The 18,028-nt window shown below is 69.3% G+C and carries 17 protein-coding genes; 9 read left to right on the plus strand and 8 right to left on the minus strand.

All coding sequences use genetic code 11. From position 1 onward, the window contains the following. Nucleotides 1-36 precede the first annotated feature (36 nt). Nucleotides 37-753 carry an LPXTG cell wall anchor domain-containing protein gene (locus ABTX60_RS13130; RefSeq protein WP_352097144.1) on the plus strand — a complete coding sequence of 239 codons (717 nt, stop codon included), beginning with the start codon at nt 37-39 and terminating at the stop codon, nt 751-753. Between the two features lie 64 nt (nt 754-817). On the opposite strand, the gene ppc is transcribed toward ABTX60_RS13130, so the two are convergent. Then, on the minus strand, nt 818-3,550 hold the full coding sequence (gene ppc / locus ABTX60_RS13135) for a phosphoenolpyruvate carboxylase (RefSeq protein ID WP_352097145.1): 2,733 nt from the start codon (nt 3,548-3,550) through the stop codon (nt 818-820). Between the two features lie 294 nt (nt 3,551-3,844). Between ppc and ABTX60_RS13140 the strand changes: the two genes are divergently transcribed. Further along, entirely contained in the window at nt 3,845-4,858 is a 1,014-nt protein-coding gene (locus ABTX60_RS13140; RefSeq protein ID WP_352097146.1) for an acyl-CoA desaturase, read from the plus strand. After that, complete coding sequence (locus ABTX60_RS13145; RefSeq protein WP_352097147.1) at nt 4,855-5,532, plus strand: TetR family transcriptional regulator; 678 nt, start codon at nt 4,855-4,857, stop codon at nt 5,530-5,532. The genes ABTX60_RS13140 and ABTX60_RS13145 overlap by 4 nt, the downstream gene beginning before the upstream one ends. On the opposite strand, the gene ABTX60_RS13150 is transcribed toward ABTX60_RS13145, so the two are convergent. After that, nucleotides 5,529-5,888, minus strand: a complete 360-nt coding sequence (locus tag ABTX60_RS13150; protein WP_352097148.1) for a VOC family protein — start codon at nt 5,886-5,888, stop codon at nt 5,529-5,531. The two genes, ABTX60_RS13145 and ABTX60_RS13150, sit on opposite strands and share 4 nt — an antisense overlap. Continuing rightward, the gene (locus ABTX60_RS13155; protein ID WP_352097149.1) at nt 5,885-6,706 is read right to left on the minus strand and encodes a trans-aconitate 2-methyltransferase; all 822 of its coding nucleotides are present in this window, start codon (nt 6,704-6,706) and stop codon (nt 5,885-5,887) included. Before ABTX60_RS13155 ends, ABTX60_RS13150 begins: the two co-directional genes overlap by 4 nt. 127 nt (nt 6,707-6,833) lie before the next feature. Between ABTX60_RS13155 and tamR the strand changes: the two genes are divergently transcribed. Then, nucleotides 6,834-7,331: a MarR family transcriptional regulator TamR gene (gene tamR / locus ABTX60_RS13160; protein WP_352097150.1), complete on the plus strand. Its 498-nt coding sequence runs from the start codon at nt 6,834-6,836 to the stop codon at nt 7,329-7,331. Here the strand turns inward: tamR and ABTX60_RS13165 are convergent. Continuing rightward, a complete protein-coding gene (locus ABTX60_RS13165; RefSeq protein WP_352097151.1) occupies nt 7,290-8,057 on the minus strand; it encodes a LuxR C-terminal-related transcriptional regulator in 768 nt (255 codons plus the stop codon). The genes tamR and ABTX60_RS13165 overlap by 42 nt on opposite strands. Nucleotides 8,058-8,366: 309 nt before the next feature. On the opposite strand from ABTX60_RS13165, the gene ABTX60_RS13170 reads away from it, so the two are divergent. After that, nucleotides 8,367-8,822, plus strand: coding sequence for a GNAT family N-acetyltransferase (locus ABTX60_RS13170; protein WP_352097152.1), 456 nt, complete (start codon nt 8,367-8,369; stop codon nt 8,820-8,822). Nucleotides 8,823-8,970: 148 nt separating this feature from the next. Here the strand turns inward: ABTX60_RS13170 and ABTX60_RS13175 are convergent, their stop codons facing one another. Next, a complete protein-coding gene (locus ABTX60_RS13175; protein WP_352097153.1) occupies nt 8,971-10,191 on the minus strand; it encodes an RNA-guided endonuclease InsQ/TnpB family protein in 1,221 nt (406 codons plus the stop codon). Between the two features lie 475 nt (nt 10,192-10,666). Here ABTX60_RS13175 and ABTX60_RS13180 point away from each other — a divergent pair, with 475 nt between their 5' ends. The 3 genes from ABTX60_RS13180 (at nt 10,667) to ABTX60_RS13190 (ending at nt 12,923) form a co-directional block, all read left to right on the plus strand. Further along, nucleotides 10,667-11,119 carry a hypothetical protein gene (locus ABTX60_RS13180; protein ID WP_352097154.1) on the plus strand — a complete coding sequence of 151 codons (453 nt, stop codon included), beginning with the start codon at nt 10,667-10,669 and terminating at the stop codon, nt 11,117-11,119. A gap of 92 nt (nt 11,120-11,211) precedes the next feature. Continuing rightward, complete coding sequence (locus tag ABTX60_RS13185) at nt 11,212-11,853, plus strand: hypothetical protein (RefSeq protein ID WP_352097155.1); 642 nt, start codon at nt 11,212-11,214, stop codon at nt 11,851-11,853. After that, nucleotides 11,853-12,923, plus strand: coding sequence for a hypothetical protein (locus tag ABTX60_RS13190; protein WP_352097322.1), 1,071 nt, complete (start codon nt 11,853-11,855; stop codon nt 12,921-12,923). Before ABTX60_RS13185 ends, ABTX60_RS13190 begins: the two co-directional genes overlap by 1 nt. Before the next feature lie 57 nt (nt 12,924-12,980). On the opposite strand, the gene galK is transcribed toward ABTX60_RS13190, so the two are convergent. Genes galK through galT form a run of 3 tightly spaced genes read right to left on the minus strand, consistent with a single transcriptional unit; the run spans nt 12,981 to nt 16,161 of the window. After that, complete coding sequence (galK, locus tag ABTX60_RS13195) at nt 12,981-14,135, minus strand: galactokinase (protein ID WP_352097156.1); 1,155 nt, start codon at nt 14,133-14,135, stop codon at nt 12,981-12,983. Continuing rightward, a complete protein-coding gene (galE, locus tag ABTX60_RS13200) occupies nt 14,135-15,103 on the minus strand; it encodes a UDP-glucose 4-epimerase GalE (RefSeq protein WP_352097157.1) in 969 nt (322 codons plus the stop codon). Before galE ends, galK begins: the two co-directional genes overlap by 1 nt. Then, on the minus strand, nt 15,100-16,161 hold the full coding sequence (gene galT, locus ABTX60_RS13205) for a galactose-1-phosphate uridylyltransferase (RefSeq protein WP_352097158.1): 1,062 nt from the start codon (nt 16,159-16,161) through the stop codon (nt 15,100-15,102). The genes galE and galT overlap by 4 nt, the downstream gene beginning before the upstream one ends. 164 nt (nt 16,162-16,325) lie before the next feature. Here galT and ABTX60_RS13210 point away from each other — a divergent pair, with 164 nt between their 5' ends. Next, entirely contained in the window at nt 16,326-18,005 is a 1,680-nt protein-coding gene (locus ABTX60_RS13210) for a sodium:solute symporter family protein (protein ID WP_352097159.1), read from the plus strand. Nucleotides 18,006-18,028 lie beyond the last annotated feature (23 nt).

Genomic DNA, 18,028 nt, shown 5'->3' on the forward strand with positions numbered 1-18,028 from the left:
TCTTCTCGGTCACTTCTCGAAGATGGACTCCCCGTTATGCGAACCCTCTCGCGCCTCGGCGCTGTCTGCGCTGCCGCTTCCGCGGCCCTTCTGCTCGCTCCGGCCGCCCATGCCGCTCCGCCCGGTGACAACGGCACGGTGAAGATCCATGACGCCGCGACGGGTGAGGAGCTGACCCGTAACGAGCCGCATGTGTGTGCCTTCTATCTGGACGCCTTCGGTTTCGATGGTGGCCAGAAGGTGGACTGGCACATCGACGCGATCCCTCCGAGTGAGAACAAGGGGGAGACGGTGGAGTCCGGTGTGCTGGCGCTGGACGCCGAGGGTCACGGCCGGACGGAGGATCTGTCGCTGGCCGACGGGCATTACAAGTTGTTCTGGAAGTTCGAGGGTGAGAAGGGGTCCGCCAAGCACAAGGTGTTCTGGTCGGACTGCGGGGACGAGCAGGAGCCGGGTGGTTCGACGCCGTCGGGTTCGGCGTCCGCGTCGCCTTCGCCGGGGGCGTCCGGGACGCCGTCGGGTGATCCGGGTGCGCCGGTGTCGCCGAGCGCGTCGGCGGGTGGGGGTGTGCCGGTTTCTCCGTCGCCGTCCTCATCCGTGTCGTCGTCGCCGTCCGCGCCGGGTGGTGGTGACGGTGATCTCGCCGAGACGGGCAACGGGGCGCCGGTGGGTGTGCTGTCGGGTGTGGCGGCGGCGCTGGTGGCGTGTGGTGGGTTCCTGGTGCTGCGGCGCCGGAGGGCCGGCCGCGGCTGATCCGGAAGGCACTGTGCCCCCGAGCCTGTACGGGCTCGGGGGCACGGTCGTGTCCGGGGGTGGTTCAGCCGGTGTTGCGCAGGCCGGCTGCCACGCCGTTGACGGTGAGGAGGAGGGCGCGGCCGAGGAGCGGGTCGGGCTGCTCGGCGGCTTCGGCGGCGTCGCGCTGCCGCTTGAGCAGGGCGACCTGGAGGTAGGAGATGGGGTCGAGGTAGGCGTCGCGGATGGCGAAGGTCTGCTTGAGGACGGGGGTGGCGTCGAGCAGTTCCTGTTCGCCGGTGACGCGCAGGACTTCACGGACGGTGAGCTCGTGCTCGGCCTTGATGGTGTCGAAGACGTGCTTGAGCTCGTCGGGGACGAGCGTGTCGACGTAGTGCTGGGCGATCCGCAGGTCGGTCTTGGCGAGGGTCATCTCGACGTTGGAGATGAAGTTGCGGAAGAAGTGCCACTGCTGGTGCATCTCGTCAAGGACGGTGTCGAGGCCGGCTTCGCGCAGGGCCTTGAGGCCGGAGCCGACGCCGAACCAGCCGGGGACGATCTGCCGGGACTGGGTCCAGCCGAACACCCAGGGGATGGCGCGCAGGCCGTCGAGCGAGACGCCGGAGCCGGGGCGGCGGGAGGGCCGGGAGCCCAGGTGCAGGTCGGCGAGCTGGTCCACCGGTGTCGACGCGAGGAAGTACGTCGGCAGGTCGGGGTCCTCGACGAGGCGGCGGTAGGCGGCGTGGGCGGCGTCGGAGACGACGTCCATCGCGGCGTCCCAGCGAGAGAGAGCCTCGGTGGACTGGCGGGGCGCGGTGTGCAGGGCGGATGCCTGGAGGGTGGCCGCGACGGTCAGCTCCAGGTTTTCCCGGGCCAGGGAGGGGATGAGGTACTTGTCGGAGATGACCTCGCCCTGTTCGGTCACCTTGATCTCGCCCTCCAGGGTGCCCCAGGGCTGGGCGAGGATGGCGTCGTGGGTGGGGCCGCCGCCGCGTCCGACGGTGCCGCCTCGGCCGTGGAAGAGGCGCAGGCGTACGCCGTAGCGGTGGGCGACGTCGCGCAGGCGGCGCTGGGCGCGGTGGATCTCCCACTGGCTGGTGGTGATGCCGCCGAACTTGGAGGAGTCGGAGTAGCCGAGCATGACCTCCTGGACGTCGCCCCTGAGCGCGACGAGGCGCCGGTAGGACGGGTCGGAGAGCATGTCCTCGAGGATGGTGTCGGCGGCCTTGAGCTCGTCGGTGGTCTCGAGGAGCGGGACGATGCCGATCTTGGCCCAGCCGGCGTGGAGGTCGACGAGTCCGGCTTCGCGGGCGAGGACGGCGGCGGCGAAGACGTCGTCGGCGCCCTGGCACATGGAGATGATGTAGGACTCGATGACCTCGGGGCCGAAGACTTCCAGGGCGCGCTTGACGGTGCCGAAGACGCCGAGGGTCTTCTCGCCGGGGGCGTCGACGGGTGCCGGGGTGGGGGCGAGGGGGCGGCGGGAGCGCAGTTCCTTGGCGAGGAGCTTGGCGCGGTAGTCGCGGGGCATGTCGGCGTAGCGCCAGGATTCCTCGCCGAGCCGGTCGAAGAGCTGGCCGAGGGCGTGGTGGTGGGCGTCGGCGTGTTCGCGGACGTCCATGGTGGCGAGCTGGAGGCCGAAGGCGGCGAGGGTGCGGATGGTGCGGGCGAGGCGGCCGTCGGCGAAGAGGCCGCCGCGGTGTTCGCGCAGGGAGGCCTGGATGATCCGCAGGTCGGCGAGGAGTTCGCCGGTGCCGAGGTAGTCGCGGCCGTCGACGTGGGGGGTGCCCTTGGCGAGGCGCTTCTTGGTGTTCTCCAGCTTCTGCCGGATGCAGGTGGCCTTGAGCCGGTAGGGCTCTTCGGCGTTGAGGCGCTTGTAGCGGGGGCTGATCTCGGGGAGGTTCTCCAGATCGGTCTGGAGGGAGGTCAGGAGTTCCTCGGTGGCGCCGGCGTAGCGGATGGAGTTGGACAGGAAGCCGCGGAGTTCGTCGATGGTGTCCAGGGCGTCGTTGATGCCGTGTTCGTGCTGGAGGATGAGGACGTCCCAGGTCACCTGGGGGGTGACGTTGGGGTTGCCGTCGCGGTCGCCGCCGATCCAGGTGCCGAAGGTGAGCGGGCGGGTGTCGTCGGGGAGCTTGACGCCGGCGCGGTCGAGTTCGGCGGTGAGGTCTTCCAGGACGTCGCCGACGGCGTTCGCGTGCAGTTCGTCCAGGTAGTAGATGGCGTTGCGGGCCTCGTCGGCGGGCTCGGGGCGTACGACGCGCAGTTCGTCGGTCTGCCAGACGAGGTCGATGTTCTCGGCGAGGCGGGTGTCCAGGCGGCGCCGGTCGGATGCGATGACCGGGGTTTCCAGGAGCGCGGCGATGCGGCGGAGCTTGTTCAGCACCGAGCGGCGTGCGGCCTCGGTGGGGTGGGCCGTGAAGACGGGCCGGACGTTGAGGTTGCGGACCGTCTCGCGCAGGTGCTCGGGGTCGGCGTCCTTGAGCCGGTCGGCCGTACGGGCGAGAAGTCCGCCTTCGGCGGCGCGGCGGGCGCGCAGCTCGCGGCCGCGGTGGACCTGTTCGGTGACGTTGGCCAGGTGGAAGTAGGTGGAGAAGGCGCGGACCAGCTTGGCCGCGGTGTCGAGTTCGGTGCCGCGCAGCAGCTCGGCGGCGGCCTCGCCGTCCTCGCGGGTGAGGCGGCGGACCTTTTCGACGAGTTCCAGCAGCTCGGGGCCCTCTTGGCGGACGAGGGTCTCGCCGAGGAGGTCGCCCAGCCGGCGGATGTCGGCTCGCAGCTCGCTGCTCGTCGTCGTGGTCTGGTCGTCGGCACTGCTCACAGGTGCGGCTCCTTGCAGTGTTGAAGCTCGTCTGGGAGGGGAACCCGGACGGCGTCTCGCGCGGCGGGGCGCCGCTTACGGATCGGACATCCGGGAAGAAATCAGAGCGGACCGCGCTGTCCGACCGACTCCAGGATAGGTGTCGCCCGGGACGCGCAGGCTCGCGGGCTCTTGCCGCCCGGCAACGCACTGCCATACTTACGATGCCGTAGGTTACGGAACCGTAGGGAGCACGTCATGGTTCACGTGCCCCGGCCACTCCTCCTCCATCCACATACCCCCCAGGGGACGCGTATGACCAGTAGTTCCGACGTGATCGAGGACGCTCCCAAGGCGCCCGGTCAAGACTCCGACGCCGCCTCGGCCACGCTGGGCGGCGAGCGGAAGCGGTCCATCGAGCAGATCGCCCTCCTCCTCTTCATCACCGTCCCGTTCCTCGCGCTGCTGGCGGCGGTGCCGCTGGCGTGGGGCTGGGGGGTGAGCTGGCTGGACCTCGGTCTGCTGGTCTTCTTCTACTACCTCGGGTGCCACGGCATCACGATCGGCTTCCACCGTCACTTCACCCATGGTTCCTTCAAGGCCAAGCGGCCGTTGAAGATCGCGCTGGCGATCGCGGGTTCGATGGCGGTGGAGGGGCCGCTGGTGCGCTGGGTGGCCGACCACCGCAAGCACCACAAGTTCTCCGATGCGGAGGGCGACCCGCATTCGCCGTGGCGGTTCGGTGAGACGCTCCCGGCCCTGATGAAGGGCCTGTGGTGGGCGCACATCGGATGGATGTTCGACGAGGAGCAGACGTCGCAGGAGAAGTACGCACCGGACCTGATCAAGGACAAGACGCTCCGCGCCATCTCACGCCAGTTCGTCTGGTGGACGGTGCTGTCGCTGGCGTTGCCGCCGGTGATCGGCGGTCTGGTGACGATGTCCTGGTGGGGCGCGTTCACGGCGTTCTTCTGGGGTTCGCTGGTCCGGGTGGCTCTGCTGCACCACGTGACCTGGTCGATCAACTCGATCTGCCACGCGGTCGGCAAGCGTCCCTTCAAGTCGCGTGACCGCTCGGGCAACGTGTGGTGGCTGGCGATCCTGTCCTGCGGCGAGTCCTGGCACAACCTGCACCACGCCGACCCGACGTCCGCCCGGCACGGTGTGATGCGCGGCCAGGTCGATTCGAGCGCCCGCCTGATCCGCTGGTTCGAGATGGCGGGCTGGGCGTACGACGTGCGGTGGCCGTCACGCTCCCGTATCGATTCGCGCCGTAACACCGGGGAAGGCGGCTCCCCGCGCGGGAAGGAGCCCGTCGAGGCGGCATGATGGTCGCTGTGGCGACCGACTCGAGCAGCACCCCAGGCAATGACAAGCCGCGGCGAGCGCGTCGCACCCGGATGACCGGTGCCGAGCGCCGTCAGCAGCTGCTGGAGATCGGTCGCACGCTCTTCGCGGCGAAGGGTTTCGAGGGCACGTCGGTGGAGGAGATCGCGGCGAACGCCGGGGTGTCCAAGCCGGTGGTGTACGAGCACTTCGGCGGCAAGGAAGGGCTGTACGCGGTCGTGGTGGACCGTGAGATGCGGCGCCTGCTGGACATGGTGACCAGTTCGCTCACGGCCGGTCACCCCCGCGAACTGTGCGAACAGGCGGCGTTCGCGCTGCTGGACTACATCGAGGAATACACGGACGGTTTCCGCATCCTGGTCCGTGACTCCCCCATCCCCCAGTCGACGGGTTCCTTCGCCTCGCTGATCTCGGACATCGCCACGCAGGTGGAGGACATCCTTGGCCGCGAGTTCAAGAGCCGGGGCTTCGACCCGAAGCTGGCCCCGCTGTACGCCCAGGCGCTGGTCGGCATGGTCGCCCTGACCGGCCAGTGGTGGCTGGACGTGCGCCGGCCGAAGAAGGCCGAGGTGGCCGCGCACCTGGTGAACCTGGCGTGGCACGGCCTGGACGGGATAGAGGCCAAGCCGCACCTGATAGGCCGCCGTAAGGCCTAGTGGGGTTCGAGGAACTCCAGGCGGTTGCCGAAAGGGTCCCGCGAGAAGAACCGCTGGTGCCCCGGCAGGCCGGAGTCCCAGGTGACGGGCGCCTCGTGGGCCTCCAGCCGCGCGGCGTACGCCTCGATGCCCGTCACCCTCAGCCCCGGGTGGGCCTTCCGCGCAGCCCGGAAGTCCTCCTCGATCCCCAGGTGCAGCCGCACGGCACCGGCCTGGAACCAGCACCCGCCCCGCCGGGCGAGCTCCGGCGGTTTCGGCACCTCGGTCATGCCGAGGGCCTTTACGTAGAACGCGCGCAGCCGCTCCTCGCTCCCGGGCGGGGCGGCGAGCTGGACGTGATCGAGGGCGGTGATCACCGGCTCTCCTTCCGGGCGACGGCGAACACCCGGCGGAAGGGGAACGGCGTGCCGTGCGGGCCGGCCGGGTAGGCCTCGCGCAGGGCCGCCCGGTATTCGGCGACGAAGGCCTCCCGCGCCTCGGGCTCGTCGGCGAGCGCGGTCAGCACGGGCCGCAGTCCGGTCCCCTTCACCCAGTCGAGCACCGGGTCCTCGCCCTGGAGCAGGTGGATGTACGTCGTCTCCCACACGTCGGCCGCGCAGCCGAGGGATGTCAGCCGCTCGAGGTAGGCCTCGGGGGTGAGGACGGCGTCGGCGTGGCGCAGGGTGTCGGCGAGCCGGCCGCGCCAGCGTGGTGAACCGGCGAGTTCGCGCATGAGCCGGTGGCTGGGGGCGTCGAAGTTGCCCGGTACCTGGAAGGCGAGGGTGCCGCCGGGTTCGAGCCCGGCCACCCAGTCGGCGAACCGGTCGACGTGCCCGGGCACCCACTGGAGCGTGGCGTTGCTGATGATCAGGTCGTGGGGTTCGCCGGGCGTCCACGTCCGTACGTCGGCGTGCCCGAAGTCGAGGCGGCCACCCCCGGACGTCGGCCCTTCGTGATCGACGTGGGCCTTGTCGAGCATCTCGGTCGAGTTGTCGTAGCCGGTGATGCGGGCGGTGGGCCAGCGGGCGGCGAGCAGCGTGGTGACGTTGCCGGGGCCGCAGCCGAGGTCGGCGATGCGGGCCGGTTCGCCTGGCAGGTCGGGGACGCGGGCGAGGAGGTCGGCGAAGGGGCGGGCGCGGTGGCCGGCGTGACGGAGGTACTGGGCCGGGTCCCAGGTGGGGGCGGCTGCGGGCATCGAGTCCTCCTGGTGTCCTGATGGTGTCCGTACGGGACGCACACCCAGCGTGATCCCCAACTATCTCGATGTCAAGAAACTAGATGTCAAGAGACTCTACGTCGACACAACCACTACACTGATCGTCATGGAGGACGAGGTCGATCGGCTGGTCTCAGCGTGGCGCCGGGAGCGCCCGGACCTCGACGTGGAACCGCTCGAGGTGCTCAGCCGTGTGAGCAGGCTGGCCCGGCATCTGGACCGGGCCCGGCGGCTGGCGTTCTCGGAGCACAACCTGGAGCCGTGGGAGTTCGATGTCCTGACGGCCCTGCGCCGGGCGGGCACCCCGTACCAGCTCTCGCCGGGACAACTCCTCACCCAGACCCTGGTCACCTCGGGCACGATGACGAACCGCATCGACCGCCTGGCGAAGAAGGGCCTGGTGGAGCGGCTCCCCGACCCCAGCGACCGCCGCGGCGTCCTGGTCCGGCTGACGGACGAGGGCCAGGACCGCGCGGACCAGGCCCTGGCGGGTCTGCTGGACCAGGAGCGCGCGATCCTCGCGGAGCTCTCCCGGGCCCAGCGCGGCGAGCTGGCGGCGCTGCTACGCCAGCTGACCGCCCCGTTCGACAACATCCCCGGTTAGGTCCGCGGGCCCGACCCCGGCCCGCCGCGCCAGGGCGACGGCGGCGAGCGTGGAATGCACGCCGAGTTTGCCGAGGACGTTCTGCATGTGGGTCCGCACGGTGTGCGGCGACAGGAACAGGCGCTCGGCGACGGCCTTGCGCCCCAGTCCCGCGACCATGCACCGCAGCACTTCCCGCTCACGCGGTGTGAGGGACTCGACGAGGCGCTCGCTCTCGGTGCGGTGCTTGCGGGCGGCGGTCAGCTCCCGCAGCACACCCGTCAGCAGGGCGGGCGGCAGATGGGTCTCCTCCCGCAGCACGCCCCGGATGACCGTGAGCAGCCGGGACAGCGAGCAGTCCTTGGCCACCCAGCCGGAGGCGCCGGCCTGCAGGGCGAGCGCCGCCCGCCGTGGATCGTCCTTCTCGGCGAGTACGACGATCCGTACGTTCGGCTGCGCCGAGCGCACTCCCGTGACGAGGGAGATCCCGTCGACGAGCCCGTCCTCGTTGCCCTCCTGCACGGGTACGGCCGGGCGGGCGCCCGGTACCTTGCCGCCCAGGTCGGCGTCCACGAGCAGCACGTCGAACCGTCGCCCCTCGGCGACGGCGCGCTCCAGGCTGCGCAGCGCGGCCGGGCCGCTGCCGGCCGCGGAGACGTCGACATCGGGCTCGGCGGCCAGGGCCGCCGCGAGTGACTCGGCGAAGATGCGATGGTCGTCGACGACCAGGACTCGGATGCGAACCACGTAACCCCCTTCCCCAGTGCTCCCGAAGAGCAGGGGATACCCCATCGTCGGGGGTTGACACCGCGCGGGCACGACGCCGGGGTTGCCGGGTCTGCCGCGTCCGACGGTCCGTCGGTGCCGCAGCAGCCTGTCCGGGTCGCCGCAGCCGCACGGCCGCCGCCGTGCAGTAACCGCCACCCCCACCCCGGGCGTCGTACCCGGCTGTCTCGCCCCCTGATCGGCACCGGCCCCCACCGGTGCTGTTCATCAGGGTACGGACGGGGGCCCGGAGCGGAAGGTTATTTGCAGAACTGACCGCCCGACGCGTTTATGGTGTGCCGCATGTTCCGTCTTGAGACAGAAGTCGACAAGGCCCGACGTGATCTGCTCCGCACACGCCTGCGGGAGGCGAACACAGCCGCCTCTCCGGTCCTGCGCGCCCTGCGCGGGACACCCGGCGAGCGGGACGTCCCGTTGCACGTGTGGGCTGTGAACGACACCGACGATCTCGCCGGCGGACTGGTCGGCTACACCTGGGCGACGTGGCTGCACGTGACCTACCTGTGGGTCGACGAGCGCCACCGCGGCAGGGGGCTGGGCGCACGGCTCCTCGCGCAGGCGGAACACATGGCGACGACGTCCCGCGGCTGCGGCGCGGCCCGCCTGGAGACGTGGGACTTCCAGGCACCGCGGTTCTATGTGAAGCAGGGGTACGAGGTGGTGTGCGCGGTGCCGGACTATCCGCCGGGGGTCACGGAGTACATGCTGACGAAGCGGCTGGGCTGAGGCGGCGGGGGCGAGTTGCGGGAGCGAAACCCTCGCTGACGTCCCGTCCTTCGTCACCGATAGCGTTCGTTCGCTTGAGTTATCCCCCCGCATGATCAACGGGAGACACATTGAATCCTCCCCTCCCTGAAGGGAGGGGATTCCTGGCTCAGGCAGCCTCCGGGAGCAGCGCTCCAGGAGGTCTTGCGCCCTCGGCACCAGCCGGGTTGAGACCAGCCCGGAGGAGCATCAAGCGTGCGGAGTTCTTGTCCCGTGGGGACACGGTCCCGCATGCGGTGCAGGTGTAGGTGCGCTCACCCAGCGGCAGGCGATGCTTGGCTCTCGCATCGCAGTTGGCGCAGTCCATCGTGGTGTGCGCGGGGTGGACCAGGCGGATGTCCCGCCCGTGTTTGCGGCCCATCTCGATCAGAGCGGCCTTGGTGGCGCCGATGGCGGCGTCAGCGGCCTTGCGGGCCATCGTGGTACGGCTGAGGAACTTCGGACGAAAGTCCTCCACAGCGACAGCGTCATGCTCGCGGACCACCTTCTTCGCCCACTTACGGCCGGTGTCCTCACGCTGCCTGGCGACCTTCTTGTATGCCTTGGCCCGCAGCCTCTTCGCCTCGCGGTACCCCTTCGACGCCGGCTGTCCCTTCTTCGGCCTGCGGCGGGACATCATCCGGTCGTACCGCGACAGCTTCTCCTTCGCCTTCCTGCCGTGCCCGGCATGGGCGAGGTCGTACGCATCAGAAGTGGTCGTCGCGGTTACCCGTACACCCCAGTCGACACCGAGTACGCGACCGGTCTCCGGCAGCGGCTGCACATCGGCGGGCACGACGAACGAGCAGTACCAGTGCCCGAGACTGTCCTGGTACACGCGCACCGAGGACGGCTGCGCCGGCAACTCGCGCGACCACACCACCCTCACCACGATCCCGCCCGCCAGATGCAGAGCGCCCTCCTTCAGACGAAACCCGCGCTTGGTGTAGTTGAGGGTGGGCAGTGCCTCGCGTTTGGTCTTCCACCTCGGCATCCCGGCCCGCTGCCGCACCGGCAGGCGTTCCACCATGTCCTTGTGCGCCTTGGCGCGGGAGCGGCCGAAGTCACGAATGACCTGCTGCTGAACAACCGAGGAGCCCTCACGCAGCCACGGCGTCGTCCGCCGGGCTTGGGTCAGCATCCTGTCCAGCTGCGCCGGGCCGCACGTCTGTTTCCCCCCACTTGCCTTGTTGCGCTGGTGCACCGCCTGAGACTTGGCGACACACTCGTTCCACACCCACCGGCACCGGTCCCACTCCACCGCCAGCACGGCGCGGGCGGTGGACGACACACGCAGCCGGTAGGTGTACCGGGTATGCCCGACCTCCCCAGCCGCCCCCACCTGCGCCATCCCGCCCCCCACGGTTCCAGCCGGAACGACACCGCATCCCGCCCCCTTTCCGAAGAACCATATGTACGACCGCCGCACACACCTACCCTGATCCCGCAGCCACCACCCCAACCAGCGGCCGCCCACACGCGCGTTCGTATCGCCCTGGAGGCGGCGGACAGCGATACGGGCGCTCCGCGCCCTGAGCCGGATGCGGCGATGCCCCGCGTCGCAACACCCAGATGCGATTCCTCCACGGCGTAAACGCCGGGGCCTCCTCACAAGGAACCGGTGAACCGCCCCGCCCGGCTCGTGACAGCCGCGCTCACCGCTTCCGCGGCCCTGCTGCTGACCGCCTGTGGCTCGGGGGGAGGTGACGGTTCGTCGTCTTCCGACAAGATCGCCGGCGCGAATGCGGGCGACAAGACATCGGCCTCTCTTTCGGCTTCCGCGCCGGAGGACGTGATCGACCGGCCGGAGATCAACCGCCCGGAACATGAAGCTGGAGTTCGAGGGTCAGCAGACCGGCGATGCCATCAAGGACGCGATTCTCGCGGACAACGAACGGTCCGTCAGTACCGTGTTGCAGGCCATGTCATACGGCGATCTGAAGAAGTCGGGTATGGCCTTCAACTACACGGACAACGCGCTGGTCGGCGTCTACCAGTATGCGAAGGGCGCCATCGACAAGAAGACCAGCTGGGCCGGCACACTGCGTTACTCCGACCGCAAGGTGACGGTGTTCGACAAGAAGGCAGCGGCCTTGACGTACTGCGTCGACGAGAGCAAGGCCGACCTCAAGAACCGCGAAACGAACAGGTTGCAAGGCATCAAGACCACGCCGAACAGCTACGTCTTCTACAACCTGGGCCTGAAGAAGAACAAGGACGGGCTCTGGCAGACCTGGGATCTGACCGAGGACCGCGGGTCGCAGAAGTGCCAGCCATGACATCAAGCGCAAATGCCGGGTGGGCGAAGGCATGAGCGAGCTCGGATAACGTGGGTTCGCTTGAGCTAACTTCGCTTCAACGGGAGACCTGAGTGAATCGCCCCGCCCGGCTCGCAGCAGCCGTGCTCACCGTATCCATGGCCATGCTCACCACCGCATGTGGTTCGGGAGGAGGTGATTCGTCCGCCGCCCCGATCAAGGGCTCGGGCACCGGCGACGGAAAGACGTCGGTCGCTCCCTCCGCTTCGCCGGGCGGCGTCAAGCGTCCCGAGATCAAGCTGTCCCAGGACTTCCAGGCGGACTTCGAGAGCTGGACGAACAGCGACCCGAAGCTTCAGGCGATCCTGGACGACGGCCGTGAGGAGCTCCGCTCGAAGTACGCGGCGATCATCGAGGCCGACCCGGAGTCGAAGGCGGTCGTGTTCTACAACTCCGACGCGACCCAGGCGACCGCCCGCAAGTGGATCAGGCAGTTCACGGACGACGGCGACAGCATCATCGGCAAGGTCAGGGTCTTCGACCCCCAGGTCAAGCTCAGCGACACCGGCTCGGGCGTGCTCTTCTACTGCGTCGACGAGCGCCAGGCATCGACGAAGAACCGCAAGACCAAGAAGGTCGTCAGGACTCCGGACAAGCCCGAGTCGCTCGTGCAGTACCGCCTCCGGCTGGACAAGTCCGCCCAGGGCGTGTGGAAGACCACGTCGCTGACCACCGTCCCGGGGGCATGCAGCTGATGCGGTTCGCGACGACTGCAAGTGCCGTCCTCGCTGCCTCTGCCGCCGTCCTCGTCCTGCCCTGCACAGCGGCCCACGCGATCGGCGACGACGGGTCGCAGGCGCCGCCCTCGGGAGGGGCCGGCGGCGCGTCCGGCAGCACGCTGACGGCGTCGGCAGCCACCACGCGGATCAAGGTCACCCAGCAAAGCGGCGGCAAGGGCGACTCCACCCGGCCGCTCGCTCCGGTGGACCCCAACTGGGAACCGCCGGCGTGCTGGTACGAGCCCGTGGCGACGCCGCAACAGCTCAAGGACGCCGTGGCGCGGCTGAAGAGGAACCCCAACGGCGATCTGGTTCCCGTCACCCCCTCACTCAGCTGGGGTGAGGAGCTCATGGTGGACCACTACGAGAAGGGCCAGGACAACACCGACAGCGGGTTCAGCTACAAGAACTACAACCTCGGCAAGGACGGAATGTTCTGGCGCGGGGTGATCAACAAGAACCGGGAGAACGACGCCGACTCGTACGACTGCGAACGCACCCTGTTCTGGCAGAACGCCAACACTCTCCCAGACGACGACCACGCTCCCACGCCCGGCATCCTCGCCGGGTACGCCTACGACAAGATCAACGTCCCGCGCACCGAGGTCGAGCTCAAGCCCGCCGCCAGGTCGACCGTGAACCTGCCGACCTGGGCATGGCTGGACAAGGCGACCTTCAAAGAGGTCAAGGTTCGCGCCGAGTTGCCCGAGGCGGGCGTCTGGGCGGAGACCACGGCCAAGCCGGTCGCCCTGCATCTGAACCCCGGTACCGAGGACGCCGAGACCTACCCGGCGTCCGGCGACTGCGCCATCAACGATGACGGCTCCATCGGCGCCCCGTACACAAAGGGCGATGCAGAACGGACTCCGCCGTGCGGTGTCCGGTACCTCCGGGCCACCGACGGCGCGCCCTATCAGCTCAAGGCGTCGGTCACCTGGGAGATCTCCTGGGAGGGTTCCGGCGGCGCGCGGGGCGATCTGCCGGACGGAACCTTCGAGACGACCCAGGCGATGACCGTCCAGGAGATCCAGTCCGTCAACCGCTGACCGGGGATGAAAAGCGGCGCCCTCGTACGGACGAGGGCGCCGCTCCCGTCCGGTCGGTCAGTGGAGGCGGCGGGCGCCCGGGGACGGGACCGCTTCGAAGACGCGGGGGGTTGTGAAGCCCGCCGATGCGAAGGCCTCCGTCACCGTCTTGGTGATGGCGTCCACGTCCTGCTCCTCCGCGAGGACGATCGCCGAGCCGCCGAAGCCGCCGCCCGTCATGCGGGCGCCCAGGGCGCCGTTGGCCAGGGCCGTGTCGACGACCAGGTCCAACTCCGGGCAGGAGATGCGGAAGTCGTCGCGGAGGGAGGCGTGGCCCTCGATCAGGACCGGGCCGATCGCACGGGTCTCGCCGGATTCGAGGAGGGAGACGACCCGTTCGACGCGGGCGTTCTCCGTGACGATGTGGCGGACCAGGCGGCGGACCTCCTCCTCGTCGCCCAGGCGGGCCAGGGCCGCGTCCAGGTCCGCGTAGGGGACGTCCCGGAGCGCGTCGACGCCCAGCAGGGCCGCGCCCTTCTCGCAGCCGGCGCGGCGCTTGCCGTACTCGCCCTCGCTGTGGGAGTGCTTGACCTGCGTGTCCACGACCAGCAGACGCATGCCCTCGGCCGCGAGGTCGAAGGGGATCTGCTTCTGGGAGAGGTCGCGCGTGTCGAGGAACAGGGCGTGGCCGGTCTCGCAGCAGGCCGACGCCGTCTGGTCCATGATGCCGACGGGCGCACCGACGTAGACGTTCTCCGCGCGCTGGCACAGGCGGGCCAGTTGCCAGCCCTTCATACCCAGGTCGTACAGGTCGTTGAGGGCCAGCGCGACCACGACCTCCAGCGCCGCCGACGACGACAGGCCCGCGCCGGAGGGGACCGTCGAGGTGAGGTGGATGTCGGCGCCGGTGACCGGGTGACCGGCCTCGCGCAGCGCCCACACCACACCCGACGGGTACGCCGTCCAGTTCCGGTCCGCCTCCGGTACCAGCTCGTCGACGCGCAGCTCGACGACCCCGCCCTCGACGTCCGCCGAGTGCAGGCGCAGCACGCCGTCCGTGCGCCGGGAGACGGCCGCCACGGCGGTGTGCGGCAGCGCGAAGGGCATCACGAAGCCGTCGTTGTAGTCGGTGTGCTCACCGATGAGGTTGACGCGGCCCGGGGCCGCCCAGACACCCTCGGGGGCGGCTCCGTAGAGCTCCTCGAAACCGTCCCGCACCTGCTGTGCGCCCACTACTGCTCCCTTGCGATGTTCTGCGCGAAGTCCCACGCGTCCGCGACGATTCCCGCGAGGTCCGCGCGGGACGGGTTCCAGCCCAGTTTCTCGCGGGCGGTGGCGGCCGAGGCCACCAGGACCGCCGGGTCGCCGCCCCGGCGGGGGGCCACGACCTCGGGGATCGGGTGGCCCGTGACCCGGCGGACGGTCTCGATGACCTCGCGGACCGAGAAGCCGTTGCCGTTGCCGAGGTTGCAGATCAGGTGTTCGCCGGGGGCGGCGGCCGTCAGGGCGAGCAGGTGGGCCTCGGCCAGGTCCGCGACGTGGATGTAGTCGCGGACGCAGGTGCCGTCCGGCGTCGCGTAGTCGTCGCCGAACACCGAGATCGCCTCGCGCCTGCCCTGCGCCACCTGGAGGACCAGCGGGATCAGGTGCGACTCGGGGTCGTGGCGCTCGCCGTACTTCCCGTAGGCGCCCGCCACGTTGAAGTAGCGCAGGGAGACCGCGCCCAGGCCGTGCGCCGCCGCCTCGCCCGTGATCATGTGGTCGACCGCGAGCTTCGAGGCGCCGTAGGGGTTCGTGGGGGACGTGGGCGCCGACTCGACGATCGGGACCTGCTCCGGCTCGCCGTACGTCGCCGCCGTCGAGGAGAAGACCAGCTTGCGGACGTCCGCCTCGCGCATCGCGGCCAGCAGCGCCATGGTGCCGCCGACGTTGTTGTCCCAGTACTTCTCCGGCTTCGCGACCGACTCGCCGACCTGTGAGAACGCGGCGAAGTGCAACACACCGTCGAAGGAGGAGTCCAGCCATTTGGCGGCATCGCGGATGTCGCCCTCGACGAACGACGCGCCCGCCGGGACGCCCTCGCGGAAGCCCGTGGAGAGGTTGTCGAGGACGACGACCTCGTGACCGGCCTCCAGCAGGTGCTGTGCGACCACGCTGCCGACGTATCCCGCGCCGCCCGTCACCAGGTACTTTCCGCTCATGAACTCGCTACCTCTCGCAGTCGCTCGGCCGCGTGCTCCGGCGGCACGTCGTTGATGAACACGTTCATGCCGGACTCGGAACCCGCGAGGAACTTCAGCTTGCCGGAAGTGCGGCGGATGGTGAAAAGCTCGAGGTGGAGCGCGAAGTCCTCGCGTACGACCCCGTCGAACTCCTCCAGCGCGCCGAACGGGGCCTGGTGCCAGGCCGCGATGTACGGCGTGGGGGGCTCGTTCTCGCCGAAGATCCGGTCGAAGCGCCTCAAGAGTTCCAGATAGACCTTGGGGAACTCTGTGCGCGCGCCCTCGTCCAGGCCGAGCAGGTCGGGCACCCGGCGCTTGGGGTACAGGTGGACCTCGTAGGGCCAGTGCGCCGCGTACGGCACGAAGGCCACCCAGTGTTCACCCTCCAGGACGACCCGCTCGCCGGCGAGTTCACGCTCCAGGACGGCGTCGAAGAGGTTCTCCCCGCCGGTCATCTCCTTGTGGGCGGCGACCGAGCGGAGCATCAGCGCGGTACGGGGGGTGGTGAAGGGGTAGGCGTAGATCTGGCCGTGCGGATGGCCGAGGGTCACGCCGATCTCGGCGCCCCGGTTCTCGAAGCAGAACACCTGCTCGACGGCGGGGAGGTGGGACAGCTCCGACGTGCGGTCCGTCCATGCCTCCAGCACCAGGCCCGCCTGCTCCTCGGTGAGGTCGGCGAAGGACGCGTTGTGGTCGGAGGTGAAGCAGACGACCTCGCAGCGTCCCGAGTCGCCGGCGAGCGAGGGGAACCGGTTCTCGAAGACGACGACGTCGTAGGACGAGTCGGGGATCTCGCTCAGGCGATCGCCCTCCGACGGGCACAGGGGGCACTCGTCGGCCGGGGGGTGGTAGGTGCGGCCCTGACGGTGCGAGGCGATGGCGACGGAGTCGCCGAGGAGGGGGTCGCGGCGGACCTCGGACGTGGTGACGGTGCGGTCCAGCGGCCGGCGGTCGGTCGCGTCCCGCACGCTGTCGTCACGCAGGTCGTAGTAGATGAGCTCGCGACCGTCGGCCAGCCGGGTCGAGGTCTTCTTCACGCCGGACTCCTTGTCCTTCAAACAGAACCCAACATATAAAAACACTACCCTCCCCAATCGTCAACATCACAATCCAACAAAGTGCATCAGAAGACGGGTTCAATTGCTGAACGCGGAGAAGAAGATCCCGCGAGGTATCGGTTCGCGCAACGAAGCGAGGGCTCATGCAAACCCCCACATACCTGTCGGCCGAGCTGCGACTCCCCACGAACTGGCTCGACTACACGATCCTCGGCATCTACTTCCTCGTCGTCCTCGGCATCGGCTTCGCCGCCCGGCGCTCGGTGAAGACCAGTCTCGACTTCTTCCTCTCCGGCCGTTCCCTGCCCGCCTGGGTCACCGGTCTTGCGTTCATCGCGGCCAACCTGGGCGCCACCGAGATCCTGGGCATGGCCGCCAACAGTGCCCAGTACGGCGTCTACACCACGCACTGGTACTGGATCGGCGCCATCCCCGCCATGGTCTTCCTCGGCCTGGTGATGATGCCCTTCTACTACGGCTCCAAGGTCCGCTCGGTCCCGGAGTTCCTGCTGATGCGCTTCGACCGGGCTGCGCATCTGCTCAGTTCGGTCCTCTTCGCCTTCGCCGCCATCCTCATCGCCGGCGTCAACCTCTACGCCCTGGCCATCGTCGTGGAGGCGCTGCTCGGTTGGCCGGAGTGGGTGGCGATCGTCGTCGCCGGCTTCTTCGTCCTGGCGTACATCACCCTGGGCGGCCTGTCCTCGGCGATCTACAACGAGGTCCTGCAGTTCTTCGTCATCCTCGCCGCGCTCATCCCGATCACGCTGCTGGGCCTGAAGAAGGTCGGCGGCTGGGACGGCCTGTCCGACTCCCTCACCAAGAGCCACGGCGCCGACTTCATGACGTCCTGGGGCGGTACGGGCATCGGCAGCGACAACCCGCTGGGCGCGAACTGGCTGACGATCGTCCTGGGCCTCGGCTTCGTCCTCTCCTTCGGGTACTGGACGACGAACTTCGCCGAAGTGCAGCGCGCGCTGTCCGCGAAGAACCTCTCGGCCGCCCAGCGCACCCCGCTGATCGCCGCGTTCCCGAAGATCTTCATCGTGTTCCTGGTGATGATCCCCGGCCTGGTCGCCGCGGTGCTGGTGCCGAAGATCGGCACGTCCGGCTCCGACCTCCAGTACAACGACGCGATCCCCTACCTGATGTCCCAGCTGCTGCCCAACGGCGTCCTGGGCATCGCCGTGACGGGCCTCCTGGCGGCCTTCATGGCGGGCATGGCGGCGAACGTGTCGTCCTTCAACACCGTGTTCACCACGGACATCTGGGCGAAGTACGTGGTGAGGGGCCGGGAGGACGAGTACTACGTGCGCTTCGGCCGGCTCATCACCGCGGTCGGGGTCCTGGCCTCCATCGGCACGGCGTTCCTCGCGCGCTCCTTCTCCAACATCATGGCCTACCTCCAGACGCTGTTCTCCTTCTTCAACGTCCCGATGTTCGTCGTCTTCATCATCGGCATGTTCTGGAAGCGGGCGTCCATGAAGTCGGGCTTCTGGGGGCTGATCGCGGGCACCACCGCCGCGATGGTCAACTACTTCGTCCTCTACAAGCAGGACATCGTCGACATCCCCTCCGACCAGGGGGCCAACTTCGTCTCGGCGATCGCGGGCTTCGTCGCGGGCGCCGTCGTCATGGTGGCGGTGTCGCTGTTCACCGCGCCGAAGCCCACGGAGGAGCTGCAGGGTCTCGTCTACGGCACACGCTCCCCCGGCATGGCGGAACCGCCCGCCCCCGGGGACGAGGCCTGGTACCGCAAGCCGGCCCTGCTGGGCTGGGGCGCGGTCGTCCTGGCCGCGGCCTGCTACATCCCGTTCTCGTTCTGACCGCCCCCCGACCGAGGAGTGTG

It is taken from the genome of Streptomyces sp. NPDC126510 (genome assembly GCF_040302345.1).
Classification (GTDB): Bacteria; Actinomycetota; Actinomycetes; order Streptomycetales; family Streptomycetaceae; genus Streptomyces.

Bases quoted from the DNA above. Each gene is read 5' to 3' on its own strand.
- tamR (WP_352097150.1), top strand. From the start codon at position 6,834: ATGGAGGACGAGGTCGATCGGCTGGTCTCAGCGTGGCGCCGGGAGCGC.
- ABTX60_RS13140 (WP_352097146.1), top strand. From the start codon at position 3,845: ATGACCAGTAGTTCCGACGTGATCGAGGACGCTCCCAAGGCGCCCGGT.
- ABTX60_RS13190 (WP_352097322.1), top strand. From the start codon at position 11,853: ATGCGGTTCGCGACGACTGCAAGTGCCGTCCTCGCTGCCTCTGCCGCC.
- ABTX60_RS13130 (WP_352097144.1), top strand. From the start codon at position 37: ATGCGAACCCTCTCGCGCCTCGGCGCTGTCTGCGCTGCCGCTTCCGCG.
- ABTX60_RS13180 (WP_352097154.1), top strand. From the start codon at position 10,667: ATGAAGCTGGAGTTCGAGGGTCAGCAGACCGGCGATGCCATCAAGGAC.
- galE (WP_352097157.1), bottom strand. From the start codon at position 15,103: ATGAGCGGAAAGTACCTGGTGACGGGCGGCGCGGGATACGTCGGCAGC.
- ABTX60_RS13170 (WP_352097152.1), top strand. From the start codon at position 8,367: ATGGTGTGCCGCATGTTCCGTCTTGAGACAGAAGTCGACAAGGCCCGA.
- ABTX60_RS13175 (WP_352097153.1), bottom strand. From the start codon at position 10,191: ATGGCGCAGGTGGGGGCGGCTGGGGAGGTCGGGCATACCCGGTACACC.
- ABTX60_RS13210 (WP_352097159.1), top strand. From the start codon at position 16,326: ATGCAAACCCCCACATACCTGTCGGCCGAGCTGCGACTCCCCACGAAC.
- ABTX60_RS13155 (WP_352097149.1), bottom strand. From the start codon at position 6,706: ATGCCCGCAGCCGCCCCCACCTGGGACCCGGCCCAGTACCTCCGTCAC.
- ABTX60_RS13145 (WP_352097147.1), top strand. From the start codon at position 4,855: ATGATGGTCGCTGTGGCGACCGACTCGAGCAGCACCCCAGGCAATGAC.